The sequence below is a fragment of the Paenibacillus thailandensis genome (assembly GCF_042685365.1).
In the GTDB taxonomy this organism is placed as follows: Bacteria; Bacillota; Bacilli; order Paenibacillales; family Paenibacillaceae; genus Paenibacillus_AP; species Paenibacillus_AP thailandensis.
In genome coordinates, this window is sequence record NZ_JBHUMY010000006.1 from 222,040 (window position 1) to 236,244 (window position 14,205).

A 14,205-nucleotide genomic window follows, 5' to 3' on the forward strand; every position below is an offset into this window, starting at 1 on the left:
ATAGAGCATGCAAAATGAATGTTTATTGTTCAACGACGAGGCGATCAAAATTTGGATGAGGGATCGCTTCCTGCAAGAGCTCGTATCGGGGCAGCATCCTCGCAAGCACGACTTGAAGGAAACTTTGGCCAGTTTATCCGTGAATCCGTACTATACGTTCCCGGCCATAGCCTTGTTGGAAATTGCGGCGCCGGCCGGCCGGGAGCAGGAAAGGGCCTGCGTTGCCGAGCGGGCGAGAGACGAGCTGCAGCGGCATATGGGCAGCGGCAACGTCGCTTTTCTGGATGAGGAAGGGCGGGTTGTCTTATTGTTCTCCTGGATGTCGAAAGAGAAGCTTGATAGCATCCGCGGAATGCTGGCGGACCGCTTCGGTCCGGTTTTTATCGGCGTCGGCAAGCCTTGCAACCATTTGTCGGACGTAGGCCGCTCTTACAAACAGGCGCTGACGGCGCTGCGGAACAAGTTTTATCACGGCGCGAAGCGGACGATTTATTATTCGGAGCTTCAAAGCTTCTCGTCGGATGCCGGTTATCCCGCCGAACGGGAGAAGGAGCTTTACGACCTGTTCCGGTCCGCCGTCGGGAAGGAAGAGATCGAAGAGGCGGTGGAAGCCTTTTACGACGGGATGCTGCAGGACGGTTATATTCCGATTTCTTCGGTCTATGAATATACGATCAGGATGCTTGTCGGGATCGAGAAGCGGGCCCAAGAAGACGAAAGCTTCTTTCAATCTTACCCGCCGCTCCAAATTATGGAGATCGTAAAGGTGGAGACGCTGGAGGAGCTGAAGCGGTATGTTTGCCGGTTTTTGGCCGGGTTGTGGGAGGTAACGGCGCCGAACCGAAAGGAAAGCCATCGCAGCATCATCAAGAAGACGCTTCAATACATGGAGCAGGAATGCGAGCGCGCTTCGCTCCAAAGCGTGGCGCGGAAGGTGTACATGACGCCGACCTACTTAAGCCTGCTGTTCAAAAACAACACAGGCAAAACGTTCATCGAGCACTTGACGGACATCCGCATCGACAAGGCGAAGGATATGCTGCGCAGCACCCATTACAAAAATTACGAGGTCGCGCATAAGGTCGGGTATCAGGACCCGCGTTATTTCAGCCAAATCTTCAAAAAGAAGGTGGGCCTCTCTCCAAGCGAGTATCGGGAGTCGGCCTGCCGGTAGCGGCCGAAGAAAGGACCCCGGCTTGCGCCATGCGCGCGGCCGGGGTCTTGTTATGTCATGGCCGACGAATGGACAAACATTCTTCGGCTTCATTTTGCGAAAAAGCCGGAACATGATAGGATAGTCGGTGAGTTATCGATCATTACCGCGTCGGAGGCATGAGCTATGAATAAGCCGCTACATCCGGACAAGCTTGAGGACGTTTGCGCGATCATGTGCAGCACTTATGAAATACCGGTTTATTATATGGACGCTGCGAGAAAAGTCGTATTTGCCTCCCTGCCACCCGGCGAGTCGACGGCGGCTGCGCCGGAGCGTCTGTCCGAGCTGACGACGGACGGCAGCCCGGCTTCCCTGCCGATCATTCATACCGCCCGGACACTCGAAAATTATATCGAAGTCCGCTTGGAGGATGAAGGGGAATATGCAGGCAGCCTGATCGCCGGCCCCTCGATCTATTCGGTCATTCCCGAGGATACGCTGGACGGCATCGCCAAAGATTGGATGGTGCGGGACAAGGAAGCTCTACGCCAGCGTTACGGCCGCTTCCCCGTCATCCCGCAGAAGCGGCTGCTGCAAGCAAGCGCGCTTCTTTATTATTTGGTATACGGCAGACGGATCGACATCGTCGACGTCCTGCTTGCCAACCGATCCATCGAGACCCTATTCCGAATGGGCGAGAACGTCGATTTGGAAGTGTCCGACCGTTTGAACAACAGCTCCCTGCACCATGACTGGCTGTACGAAAGACAGCTTATGCAGCTCGTGAAGGAAGGGAAGCCGGACCAGCTCGCGCAGGAGATGACCCTCGGCATTAAGACGGAAGGCATGGGGACCTTGTCTAAACGGAGCCATCTGCGCAGCTTGAAAAACTTAAGCGTAGCCGGGATATCGATCGCAACGCGGGCTGCGATGGAAGGCGGGCTTCACCCCGAAATCGCTTATACGATGAGCGATCTTTATATTCAGCAGATCGAGGAACTGCAAGACCCGGACGAGGTCGACAAAGCGACGAAGCAAGCGCTGATCGAATTCGCGGAACGGGTCGGAAAAAGCAGCGAAGAGCAGGTTTCTAGCGCGGTGGCGGAATGCAAACGGTATATTTTCAATCACTTATACGGAGAGCTGTCGCTTGAAACGCTGGCCGGTCTCGTCCATATGAACCCCAGTTATTTGTCCCGGCTGTTCAAGAAAGAAACCGGCAAGCCGTTAACCGATTATATTCAATGGAAACGGGTGGAGGAAGCGAAGAAGCTGCTTACGTTGACCGCGAGCAGCTTGTCCGACATTTATTCCCGGCTCAATTTCAACGACCAAAGCTATTTTACGAAGGTGTTCAAGAAATACGCCGGCGTTACGCCGAAGCAATACCGGAACGGCTTGCGAAGCGAAAAGGATCGAGCCGACGAACATGAGGCCGCCGGTAAGCCTTTAAGTTAAGCGGTCAAAAAAACACCAAAAACCGCAAATTTCCACAATAAAGGCTCATGTATGACGCCCTATAATAATGAAAGCGGTTAATTATAAACTCTTTCGTTATTGGGAGGGCTCATAGATGAATCAACAGCGCGATATCGAAGCGATCGTTTCGCAAATGACTTTGGAAGAGAAAGCGGGCATGTGCTCCGGGCTCGATTTCTGGCATTTGAAAGGCGTGGAGCGGCTTGGCGTCCCATCCGTCATGGTGACGGACGGCCCGCACGGCTTGCGGAAGCAAAGCCAAGGCGCCGACCACTTGGGCTTGTTCAACAGCGTGCCGGCCACATGCTTTCCGTCGGCAGCCGGCATGGCCAGCTCCTGGAATAAGGAATTGATCTACCGCGTTGGCGAAGCGCTCGGCGAGGAATGCCAGGCGGAGGACGTAGCCGTTCTGCTTGGTCCCGGCGCCAACATTAAGCGGTCTCCGCTCTGCGGAAGAAACTTCGAATATTTCTCCGAGGATCCGTTCCTTTCGTCGGAGCTGGCGGCCAGCCATATTCAAGGCGTACAGAGCCAAGGCGTCGGCACGTCCTTAAAGCATTTTGCCGTCAACAATCAAGAGCATCGCCGCATGACCACGGATGCGATCGTAGACGAGCGGACGCTGCGCGAAATCTATCTGGCAAGCTTCGAAGGCGCGGTGAAAAAAGGGCGGCCCTGGACGGTGATGTGCTCGTACAACCAGGTGAACGGCGCCTTTGCATCGGAGAATGCGAAGCTGCTCACCGATATTTTGAAAGAAGAATGGGGCCACGAAGGGTTTGTCGTCTCCGACTGGGGAGCGGTTAACGAACGGGATGACGCGCTGGCGGCCGGCCTTGAGCTGGAAATGCCCGCTAGCAACGGCGTTGGGGAAGGCAAAGTGATCGAAGCGGTACAAAGCGGCAAGCTGTCCGTGGAAGCGCTTGACCGCGCCGTGACTCGTTTGCTGCGCGTTATATTTATGGCAGTTGACCAGAAGAAAGAGAACGCGACGTACGACAAAGATGCCCATCATGCCCTGGCGCGCGAAGTGGCGGCGGAAAGCATGGTGCTCCTGAAAAACGAAGGCGGCGCGCTTCCGCTGCGCAAGGATGCGAAACTTGCGGTTATCGGCGCGTTTGGGCAGAAGCCGCGTTATCAAGGCGGCGGCAGCTCGCATATCGTGCCGACGCGGCTTGACAGCCCGCTTGAAGAGATGAAGAAGCTCTCCGCGGATCCGTGTCGAATCGCATACGCGCAAGGCTATCATGTCGACAGCGACCTGACGGACGAAGCCTTATTGGAAGAAGCGGTAGAAGCGGCCTCGGCGGCCGAAACGGTCGTGATCGTCGCCGGGCTGCCGGACCGTTACGAGTCGGAAGGGTACGACCGTACGCATCTCGATCTTCCGGACAACCAGAATAAACTGATCGAGGCGATCGCCGGCGTAAACGACAACGTCGTGGTCGTGCTGCTGAACGGTTCCGCCGTGGTTATGCCTTGGATTGACCGCGTGAAAGCCGTGCTCGAAAGCTATTTGGGCGGCCAAGCCGCGGGCGGCGCGATCGCCGATCTGCTGTTCGGCGTCCACAATCCGTCCGGCAAGCTGGCGGAGACTTTCCCGCTGAAGCTGAGCGACAATCCTTCTTACTTGAATTTCCCGGGCGAAGGCGACCGCGTCGAATACAAGGAAGGGCTGTTTGTCGGTTACCGTTATTACGATAAAAAACAAATGAAGACGTTGTTCCCGTTCGGGCACGGTCTCAGCTACACGTCTTTCGCGTATAGCGACCTAACCGTCGACCGCGCCGAAATGAAGGATACGGAAAAGGCGTCGGTCAGCGTGAAGGTGACCAACGTCGGAGCGGTTCGAGGCAAAGAAATCGTACAGCTGTACGTGCGCGACGTGGCAAGCACGGTTATTCGCCCGGAGAAGGAGCTGAAAGGCTTCGCCAAAGTCGATCTGAAACCGGGCGAATCGCAGACCGTTACGTTCGAGCTCGATAAACGCGCTTTCGCTTACTATAACGTCGAACTGAAGGACTGGCACGTGGAAAGCGGGGATTTCGAGCTGATCGTCGCGTCCTCCTCGGTGAAACCGGAGCTTACGGCGAAAATAACCGTTTTATCGACCGTGAAGCTGAAAAAGCGTTATACGATGAACTCCACGATCGGAGATTTGCTGCAGGATCCGGATACGGCTGGGGCCATTAACGAGCTGCTCGCGGAATACCGGAAGTCGAGCGGCTTGTTCGACCCCGAACAAAACGACGAGCATGCGGATATGATGGCCGCGATGCTGCAATATATGCCGCTGCGCGCCATGCTTTCGTTCGGCGGGGAAGCGTTGTCCGAAGAAAAGCTGAAGCGGCTGCTGGCGGAACTCAACCGGTAAAGCGGAAGGAAAGAAGCGTTAGACCTAGACTTGTCTCGTCCAGCTTGAAGAACAACGACGGAAGCTCGGAATGGAGAAGACTCCGGCCAAGCCTGCGAACAGGCATTGGCCGGAGTCTTTTTCGGGTCCTTAAGACTTGAGAGCCGAAGTCGCTTCCGCTTGTCATTTCGGATTTAGAGACGGACGTCGTTTTGCGGACCTTGCCGTTCTTGCCTTGCCGCCTCCTCAAGCTCGGCTTCCCAAGTGAGATGGCGGTATTCGGCCGCCGCGCCGTCGCTGTTAAACCAATCAAGGAAATCTTGCCATAACGCCGTGTTCCAGGATGCGTCGATCTGGGCGGTCGTATAGGCGCCTTCCTTCAACCGGATAAATCCGAATATGTCTCTTACCTGCGATTTCTCCGCCTGCACGACGGTCAGCTCGGCCAGATGCGGCGGGATGAAGATGACGCCGGAAGGCGTGCCGAGCACGACGTCGCCGGGAAGGCAGATCGCTTTGCCGATCCGGGCCGGGACGTTCATGCCGACCATGACCACGTCCGCGATAGCGGTCGGATCGCTGCCGCGGTAGTAGACGTTGATGTTGTCGATGTTGACGACCTGCTGGTTGTCGCGGATGCCGCCCCAGATCACGGCTCCGCCGCGCTTCGTGCGGGTCGAGATCGCGGTGGACAGATTGCCGCCGACGTAGGTGCCCAGATGAACCTTATCGAACATGTCGACGACGGCCACGTCGTCCTCCACCAGCGAATCGATGACCCATTGATTATAGTAGCCTTTACGGCCTTCCTGCTCATGGCCGATTTTCATCATCGTTTCGTGCAGGTCCGGCCGCTTCGGCACCATGACGGCCGTTACGGCGCGTCCGACCATCACTTTGTCGGGGTGGATGATTTTGAAATCGCCTTCAAACTGGAACGTGTATCCCCGATGCCACAACGGTCCCCAAGCTTCCTCCAACGTAATTTTGCGCATGCGGCGAAGAATGTCGTCGGATACTTTCGGACGGCCGTCCGGCAAACGTTCGCCCTCCCAAAGCGGCGTAAGCTGAATAATGTCTTCCGGGCTATTGAACTTCATTCGAAGCACCTCTTCCGACTGAATTTGGTAATGCTCCCGACAGCTCCGCTCTTATCTCCGCTGTCTCTTGAAATCTATTTTTAGGGAAGGGGAACGATTTGTCGATGCGACTTTATTATGGCATTTTCCCGTACCGCATAAATTTTTCGCACCTGCTTCGGTTAGGCTTCATGCTAAAAAAAAACAAACATAATCGTAAAATCGTCGCCTTCATCGATGAAACCGCTTTCGTTTAAAGTGAAGATTACACCGGATTGACGAACGGTGGGTTTTCAAGAGGGGAGGAGACGAGAATGGCTGCTCAACCGAATGCCGCGATCGGGGCAAAGGCTTCCAAGCTTGCCTGGAAGCGCAAAAGCCGGGCCGGCGGTATGAACTTGGCCGGGTATATTTTTATATCGCCTTGGCTGCTGGGCTTTCTGCTGCTGACCTTATGGCCGATCGCGCAATCCTTTTATTTATCCTTTACGGAATACTCCTTGCTGGAGAGCCCGGTGTGGGTCGGGGCCGACAATTACCGGAACATCTTCGCAAGCGACGCGACGTTCACGAAGTCGCTTTCCGTCACGTTTTTGTTCGTGTTGTTTTCCGTGCCGCTGAAGCTGTTCTTCTCGCTGTTGGTCGCGATGGCGCTCAACAAAAATTTGCGCGGCATGGACGTTTACCGGACCGCGATTTATTTCCCTTCGCTGATCGGGGGAAGCATAGCCGTCGCCGCGCTCTGGCGGAATATGTTCGGCCTTGACGGCTATATCAATCAGGTGCTGGCCTGGTTCGGCATTCAAGGCGTCGGCTGGATTTCCAATCCCGATACGTCGCTCGGAACGCTTATCCTGCTCAATACTTGGCAATTCGGATCCACGATGGTGATCTTCCTGGCGGGACTGAAGCAAATTCCTCAGGAGCTATACGAGTCGGCTTCCGTCGACGGCGCGGGCAAGTTCCGCAAATTCGTCAACATTACGCTGCCGATGCTGTCGCCGGTCATGTTTTTTAACCTCATCCTGGGGATTATCGGCTCCTTCCAGACGTTCACCTCCGCGTTCATCATCACGAAGGGCGGACCGGTCAATTCGACGTACGTATACGCCATGTTTTTGTACGAGAAGGCGTTCAAGCATTACCAGATGGGCTATGCCTCGGCGCTTGCGTGGATCTTGCTCGCGATCGTGGCGCTGCTGACGATGATCAACTTTTTCGCTTCCCGTTACTGGGTGTTTTACGAGTCGGAAGGAGGGCGGACGAAATGAGCGCACTCCGCTCCAAAGCGATGAACCATGTCGGCTTAACGCTTTTCTCGCTGCTCATGCTGTATCCGGTTATCTGGTGGGTCGGCGCTTCGCTCAAAAAGCCGGAGGAGCTCAGCCTGCCGACGATATGGCCTTCGGTTCCGATGTGGAGCAACTACAGCGAGGGCTGGCATTTCTCCAGCGAGTACACGTTCGCCCATTTTTTCGGGAATACGCTGCTGATGGAAGTCGGCAACGTGTTCGGCGGCGTGCTGACGGCGGCGATCGTCGCTTACGGCTTCGGCCGGCTTGAATTCAAGCTGCGCGGGTTCTGGTTTTCGATCCTGCTGCTGACGATGATGCTGCCGGGTCAAGTGACGGTCGTACCCCAATATATTTTGTTTAACAGTCTCGGCTTCGTCGACAGCTACGTGCCGCTCGTTCTGCCGCATTTTTTCGGGGGAGGCGCATTCTTTATCTTCCTGCTCGTGCAGTTCATTCGCGGCATCCCGCGCGATCTGGACGAAGCGGCGAAGATCGACGGAGCGTCGGTGTACGGCATCTTTGTTCGGATCGTCTTTCCGCTTATCAAGCCGGCTCTCGTCACGGTGGCGATCTTTACGTTCATTTGGAGCTGGGACGACTTTTTCGCCCAGGTGCTGTACATTAGCTCCATCGACAAATTTACGGTCGGGCTGGCGCTTCGGATGTTCATCGACCAGTTCGACATCGCCTGGGGGCAGCTGCTCGCCATGTCGCTCCTGTCCGTTATGCCTTCGGTGCTCATTTTTCTGTTCGCGCAAAAACATTTCGTGGAGGGGATCGCGACAACCGGCTTAAAAGGCTAAAGCAGTAAAAAACGATGAAAGGGGAGCTAGGTATGAAAAAAAGAGGTATCGTCGCTGTTGCGGCGGCATGGATGGCGTTAATGCTTGCTTTGACCGCCTGCAGCGGCGGCGGCAGCGGCGGAGGAGATCAGGGAGGAGGAAGCGGGACGACGCTCAGCATCATGTGGTGGGGGCCGGACGAACGGCATGAGGCGACGAAAAAAGCGCTCGACATTTACTCGCAGCAAAACCCCGGCGTCAAATTCAAGCCGGAGTATATGGCTTGGGAAGCGTATTGGCAGAAGCTGCCGACGCTTGCGGCGTCGAAAACGATAACGGACGTTCTGCAGATGGACGCCGCTTATATTCAGGAATACGTGTCCCGCGGCCAGCTGGAGGATCTGTCGGACATCGATCTGACGGGCATCGTCGATCCGAAGGTGATCGACAACCTGAAGATCGGCGGCAAGCTGTACGGCATTCCGCTCAGCCAGAACGCGCAAGGGATGGCCTATAACAAAGCCGAGCTGGAGCAGTACGGCATTCCGCTGCCGCACAAGGACTGGACATACGACGAATATTTCCAATGGGCTCGCGACGCGAAAGCGAAGCTTCCGGAAGGCAAATATCCGATCGGCGACACGACGACTTGGGATTTCTACAATTATTATCAGACGTCCATGGGCAAGCCTCCGATTATGGCCGACGGCGGCAAGACGTTTACGCTCGACAAGGAGTTGTTCATGAAATTCTACGGGATTTACGAAGAGTTCCGCAAAGAGGGGATCGTTCCGCCCGCCGAGAAAGCGGCGGCGTTTCTCGAGAACGACCCGCAGGCCGATCCGATGGCTTCCGGGACGGTTATGACCAGAGGAGCGACGACCGGCTCGGTCAGCGCGCTGGAGCAGCTGATGCCGGGCAAGGTCGGCGTCGTCAACATGCCGACGGGACCTGCCGGCGGCGGCTGGGCGCAGTCGACGATTTTCTTGAGCGTCAGCGCGAACTCCAAAAACAAGGAGGAAGCGAAAAAGTTCGTCAAATGGTTCATTACCGACAAGGAAGCGGGCAAAGCGCTTGGCTTGACGCGCGGCATTCCGATCAACCCCGAAATATACGCCGAGCTGGAGCCGACGCTGGAAGCCAAGGATAAGCTGGGCAAAGAGATTTACGACCAATCCGTCGACAAAGCGCTGCCGTTCTATTCGCCGGCGGCCGGATTCTCCGAGTGGGTGGACACGTACAAGAAGGAAATGGACGCGGTAACGTTCGGGCAGCAATCGATCGAGGACGCCTTCGAGAAAATCGACAAGCTGGGCAAGGAGCTGGCCGCGAAAGCGGGAGGCTGAGCGCCCCGGATTGCGGCAAGGAATATCGAAGCGATGATCAAACAAGGCGAAGGGTGATGGATGATGCAATTGGCGGAATTTTTTTCTTCGCGGCCGGACCGGCTGTGGGCGCTTGCGAAGCAAATGAATATCGGGCACGCGGTCTGCGGTCTGCCTTGGGAGGAAAAAAACGAAAAGCCGTGGGATCTAATGCCGCTCATTCGGATGAAGCAGCGGTTCGCGGACGCGGGGCTTACGCTGACCGTTATCGAATCGATGCCTCCCAGCAACCATATAAAGCTGGGCACGGAAGGGCGCGACGAGGAGATTGAAATTTTCAAGCAGTTCGTAACGAATACGGGCGCTGCCGGAATTCCGGTGCTATGTTACAACTTTATGGCCCAGTTCAACTGGTTCCGCACGTCCACGACGACGAGGACGCGCGGCGGCGCGCTCGTTTCGAGCTACGACCATAGTCTGATGAAAAACGCCCCCCTCACCGAAGCCGGCATCGTGACGGAGGAACGACTGTGGGAGAACCTGCAATATTTCATGGAGAGAATCGTTCCGGTCGCCGAGGCGGCGGGCGTCAAGCTGGCGCTTCACCCGGACGATCCGCCCATCACGCCGATCCGCGGCGTCTCCCGGATATTGCGCAGCGCGGCCGACCTGCAGCGCGCGATCGACTTGGTGCCGAGTCCCAACAACGGCATAACGTTATGCCAAGGAACGCTCGCGACGGCAGGCGAGGATATTCCGTCCGTCATCCGCGCGTTCGCGAAGCAGCGGAAGCTGTTCTTCGTCCACTTCCGCGACGTGAAAGGAACGCCGGAGAAATTCGAGGAAACGTTCCACGACGACGGCCAGACGGATATGCTCGAGGCGATGAAGACGTATTACGAGATGGGCTACGACGGACCGGCTCGACCGGACCACGTGCCCACGATGGAAGACGAGGACAATGCGAATCCCGGCTACGAGCTGCTCGGGCGATTGTTCGGCGTCGGGTACATTACCGGTCTGATGGAAGCGGCCCAAGCGGCGAAACGATCCGTACCGGTATAACAGGATGAGCGGCCGAGGGGCTAACGGCGGATCGCGTGTATTAACGGAGGGAGTGTAACGGCCCGTGGCACGACGGCCGTTCTTCCGGTGAACGTACGGCGGTCGTATTGCAGCCATCGTAACCGTTAGACCCGAGCGTTTGCTTCCGGGTACCCGCGCCATTGCCTGTTAGCCTAAGATCTGCCCGCCTATACAATTAACGAGAGTTCTCCGGACCGGAATGATTCCGATCGGAGAGCTCTCGTCATGATAGCGGCTCGAAGCCTTGCGGATCCTCTATGTGCTAGATTTGAAGAAGCTCGAGGATGTCCCGCTCCGTCCAGTTCTCCAGCTCCTCCCGGCCCGGTTTAATGACTTCCTCCACGAGATTTTTTTTCCTTTCCTGCAGCTCGATCATTTTATCCTCGACCGTTCCTTGGCTGACGAGCCGGATGACGTGCACGGCCTTGTTCTGGCCGATCCGGTGCGCGCGGTCGGCAGCCTGCTGCTCGACGGCCGGGTTCCACCACAGATCGTACAAGATGACCGTGTCCGCTCCCGTCAGATTAAGGCCCGTCCCGCCTGCCTTCGTCGAAGCGAGGAACAGGTCCCGCTCGCCCTCGTTGAACCGGGCGCACAACTCGACCCGCTCCGCCGGCGGCGTGCTTCCGTCCAAATAAAAGAAGGATTGCTCCCGTTCCGCCAGCGTCCGGCTGATCAATCCGAGCATCTTCGTAAATTGCGAGAAGACGATCATTCTTCTTCCGGCGGCAAGGCATTCCTCGATCAGCTCCAAGAGCTGCTCGAATTTCGCCGAGCTTCCGCCATAATCCTCGACGAACAGGCCGGGGTGGCAGCAAATTTGCCGGAGTCTCGTAATGCCGGCCAATATGCGGATTTTGTTCTTGTCGAACGTATCCTCGTCGAGATGCTTTAACGTCTCGTGCTTCAGCTTGGCCAAATACGCGGCGTACAGCTTGCGCTGCTCCGGAAGCAGATCGGACGAACGAACCGATTCGATCTTGTCCGGCAGTTCCCGAAGCACGTCCCCTTTGACGCGGCGGAGCAGGAAAGGGCGGCTTCGACGCGCGACGATGTCGCGCGGCAAATCGTTGAAAGCATCCCGCTTCGGGAAGAGCGCGGGGAATACGGCGCCGAATATCGACCAAAGCTCCTCAAGACGGTTTTCGACCGGCGTGCCGGTTAAGGCGAACCGGTATTTCGCTTGCAGCCGTTTGACGGCCCGGGCGGTTTGCGTCGCGTAATTTTTAATATATTGCGCCTCGTCCAAAAAAAGCGTATGAAAGCCGCGCTCCGAGTACCGCTCGATATCCCGCCTGAGCAGCGGATAAGAGGTAATGACGACGTCCGCCTCGTCCATCCGCTCCCAGGCTGCAGCCCGTTCCTCCGCGGTGCCGTCGGCGACGACGGCTTTCAGCTCCGGAGCGAACCTCGCGAACTCGCGGCTCCAGTTATACAGTAGAGACGCCGGCGCAACGACGAGCGCGGGCTGCCGATGCTCCCGGATTTCGGACACGACGGACGCCAGGAACGCGATCGCTTGCACCGTTTTGCCAAGACCCATATCGTCCGCCAAAATGCCTCCGAACCGGTAATGGGCCAGCGTCTTCATCCAATAAAAGCCGTCTTTCTGATAGTCGCGCAGCACAGGCGCCAAGCTGTCCGGCAGCCGGAAATCGAGATTGTCCGGATTGCGCAGATTGGCGAGCAGCTGTCGGAACGATCTTCCGAGCTTTAACGTCTTGTCGCCGTCGCCGGTTTCCATTAATGATAATCCGCGCAGAACGGGCACCCGGAAGCCTTCGTCGTGCAAGTCGCGCTTGACGATGCCAAGCTCGTTCATGACGCGGATGATTGTCCGCATCTCCTCGGTTTCAAGCGGCAGCAGCGCGCCGTCCGGCAGCCGGTGATACGTTCGCTTCTCTTCCAACGATTGCAGCAGCTTTCGGATTTCCGATTCGGGGATGCCGTCCATGCTGAATTTGAATTCCAGCCAATCGGTCCGTTCGTCCGTGTCTGCTTTCAGAATCGGCGTTCCTCCCGTAAAGATGCGCAGCTTAACCGCCGACGTCGCATAGATCTGCGCAAGCTTCTCGAGTTCGGGCAGCACATGGTACAGGAACCGGTACTCCTCGTCTTCTTCGCTCATGAAATAGCCGCCCTCGGTCTTGGCGAAGGAAACCTGATCCATCAGCTGCAAGATCCGGCGTTCCGCGTCTCCGTCGCGCATGACGATTTGGTTCGAATTGTGCGGCTTCACCGGATCGAGAGGATTAATGACAAGTTCGCCGTAATGAAATTCCAGGCTGGCGAGCAGCCGATCCCTGACCCGGTCCAAATACAGCTTCGCCTTAAACGGCTTATGGACGATTCGGTCCTGAACGTCCTGCGCAATCCGCACCTTACCGAGCTTCATCAGGCCGGGGACGACTTTGTCCATAAACGGCTCCATCTGCTCCTGCCGGATCGGAATAAGCGGCTCCTCCTGCCGCTCCAGCAGCCGCTGCAAGCCGGCAAGGCGCCCGCATTCCTCGCGGGGGAGCCGCACCAGCTTGCCTTCCAGCATCGCCATGCCGTATTCCTCCAGCACGGTAACGCCGGCAAGCCCTTCGATACGCAGCGAATAGCCGGCGGCCCTGCTGTTATCGAATTCGAAGCGGAGCGGGAGCGGACCGTTTACGACATGCAAGCCGTCGTTGCTTTCCCGGTCATGTTCAAGCTTCACGTTCGGGGCGGCTTCCAGAAGCGGCTGAAGGCGCGCCCATGACTCGGGCGGCAGCAGGAGGGTCCGGTCGTTCAGGCCGCCGATCGAACCGGACCGCCGCATGGCGCCCGCTTCCCGGTACAGCTCCTCGTTCCGCTGGACGCGAATCAACGCTTGGATGACGGCGTCGTCCTCTGCACGGAAGCAATGAAGCTCCGGCTCGTAAGTAAAATGCTTGGAGAACGTGTAAGGCTTGCGCGCGTCGATATGAGGCAGCAGATCGTGGATGCGCTGTACGACGTACAGGCGTTTCGGACCAAGCCGCATGGAGATGCCGAGCATTTGCTTGCCGATGCCGCAATCGACGGGGGCGCATGTAAATTCGACGTCAAGCGCGGTACGCGTCTCGAACAGCTCGCCTTGTCCCGTCCGGCGTTGCGGTTTGTAGCTGAACAGCTTCAGCATACGGTCGGCAGCCGCGCCTGCAGCGCCTTCGTCTGCCTGCGGGGGGAGGGGAGCCCGCCGCTCAACAAGACCGGCCGGCTCGGCGGCGGCAAGCAGCGGGGAATAGGAGCGGACGGGGGCTTGTCCGCCGTTCGACAGCTCATGAATGTTCAGCAGCAGCGCCGCGATATGCCGGCAATAGCTCTCTTTTCCCGGAGCGAAGAGGCAGCTGCAGCCGGCTTCCACGTCGCCGTTTCCGTCGATATGCGCTTTGGCGATATAATGCCGGCGTCCTTCGCCGATTGCCGCTTCGTACGATTGCGCTTCGGCGTCTTCGGCCGTTATCCGGACTCGTCCCTCGCGCAAGTCAGCTTCGCCTTGGGCAAAGGCTTCGGGTCCGCACAGCAGTTTAATGACTCTGCGGGTCAATTGGAAGCTCATGGTTAAATCCTTTCTCTCTTTCAGTACATACGTTCGATTCGATTCTAGTGTCTATGATAACAGAACGGGGAAAAAATAAAAA

Annotated in this window: 9 protein-coding genes; 7 read left to right on the forward strand and 2 right to left on the reverse strand. The window is 57.0% G+C overall.

The features are described 5' to 3' along the window. The first annotated feature begins 7 nt into the window (after positions 1-7). From ACFSW5_RS05930 to ACFSW5_RS05940, 3 genes are all read left to right on the forward strand, one after another. A complete protein-coding gene (locus tag ACFSW5_RS05930) occupies positions 8-1,174 on the forward strand; it encodes a helix-turn-helix domain-containing protein (RefSeq protein ID WP_379270487.1) in 1,167 nt (388 codons plus the stop codon). A gap of 165 nt (positions 1,175-1,339) precedes the next feature. Next, positions 1,340-2,614, forward strand: coding sequence for a helix-turn-helix domain-containing protein (locus ACFSW5_RS05935; protein WP_379270488.1), 1,275 nt, complete (start codon positions 1,340-1,342; stop codon positions 2,612-2,614). A gap of 115 nt (positions 2,615-2,729) precedes the next feature. After that, positions 2,730-5,009 (forward strand): glycoside hydrolase family 3 C-terminal domain-containing protein, encoded by a 2,280-nt coding sequence (locus tag ACFSW5_RS05940; RefSeq protein ID WP_379270489.1) that lies wholly within the window; start codon positions 2,730-2,732, stop codon positions 5,007-5,009. Positions 5,010-5,182: 173 nt separating this feature from the next. Here ACFSW5_RS05940 and ACFSW5_RS05945 read toward each other — a convergent pair whose 3' ends face one another. Beyond that, positions 5,183-6,088, reverse strand: coding sequence for an RraA family protein (locus ACFSW5_RS05945; RefSeq protein WP_379270490.1), 906 nt, complete (start codon positions 6,086-6,088; stop codon positions 5,183-5,185). 371 nt (positions 6,089-6,459) lie between these two features. On the opposite strand from ACFSW5_RS05945, the gene ACFSW5_RS05950 reads away from it, so the two are divergent. The 4 genes from ACFSW5_RS05950 to ACFSW5_RS05965 all read left to right on the forward strand — a co-directional run bounded on the left by ACFSW5_RS05950 (position 6,460) and on the right by ACFSW5_RS05965 (position 10,534). Beyond that, positions 6,460-7,338 carry a carbohydrate ABC transporter permease gene (locus tag ACFSW5_RS05950; protein ID WP_379271034.1) on the forward strand — a complete coding sequence of 293 codons (879 nt, stop codon included), beginning with the start codon at positions 6,460-6,462 and terminating at the stop codon, positions 7,336-7,338. Beyond that, positions 7,335-8,165, forward strand: a complete 831-nt coding sequence (locus tag ACFSW5_RS05955) for a carbohydrate ABC transporter permease (protein WP_379270491.1) — start codon at positions 7,335-7,337, stop codon at positions 8,163-8,165. Before ACFSW5_RS05950 ends, ACFSW5_RS05955 begins: the two co-directional genes overlap by 4 nt. A gap of 32 nt (positions 8,166-8,197) precedes the next feature. Further along, the gene (locus ACFSW5_RS05960; protein WP_379270492.1) at positions 8,198-9,490 is read left to right on the forward strand and encodes an ABC transporter substrate-binding protein; all 1,293 of its coding nucleotides are present in this window, start codon (positions 8,198-8,200) and stop codon (positions 9,488-9,490) included. A 63-nt stretch (positions 9,491-9,553) separates the two neighbouring features. Next, entirely contained in the window at positions 9,554-10,534 is a 981-nt protein-coding gene (locus ACFSW5_RS05965) for a mannonate dehydratase (RefSeq protein ID WP_379271036.1), read from the forward strand. Positions 10,535-10,817: 283 nt separating this feature from the next. Here ACFSW5_RS05965 and ACFSW5_RS05970 read toward each other — a convergent pair whose 3' ends face one another. Continuing rightward, the gene (locus ACFSW5_RS05970) at positions 10,818-14,123 is read right to left on the reverse strand and encodes an SNF2 helicase associated domain-containing protein (RefSeq protein WP_379270493.1); all 3,306 of its coding nucleotides are present in this window, start codon (positions 14,121-14,123) and stop codon (positions 10,818-10,820) included. Positions 14,124-14,205: the final 82 nt, after the last annotated feature.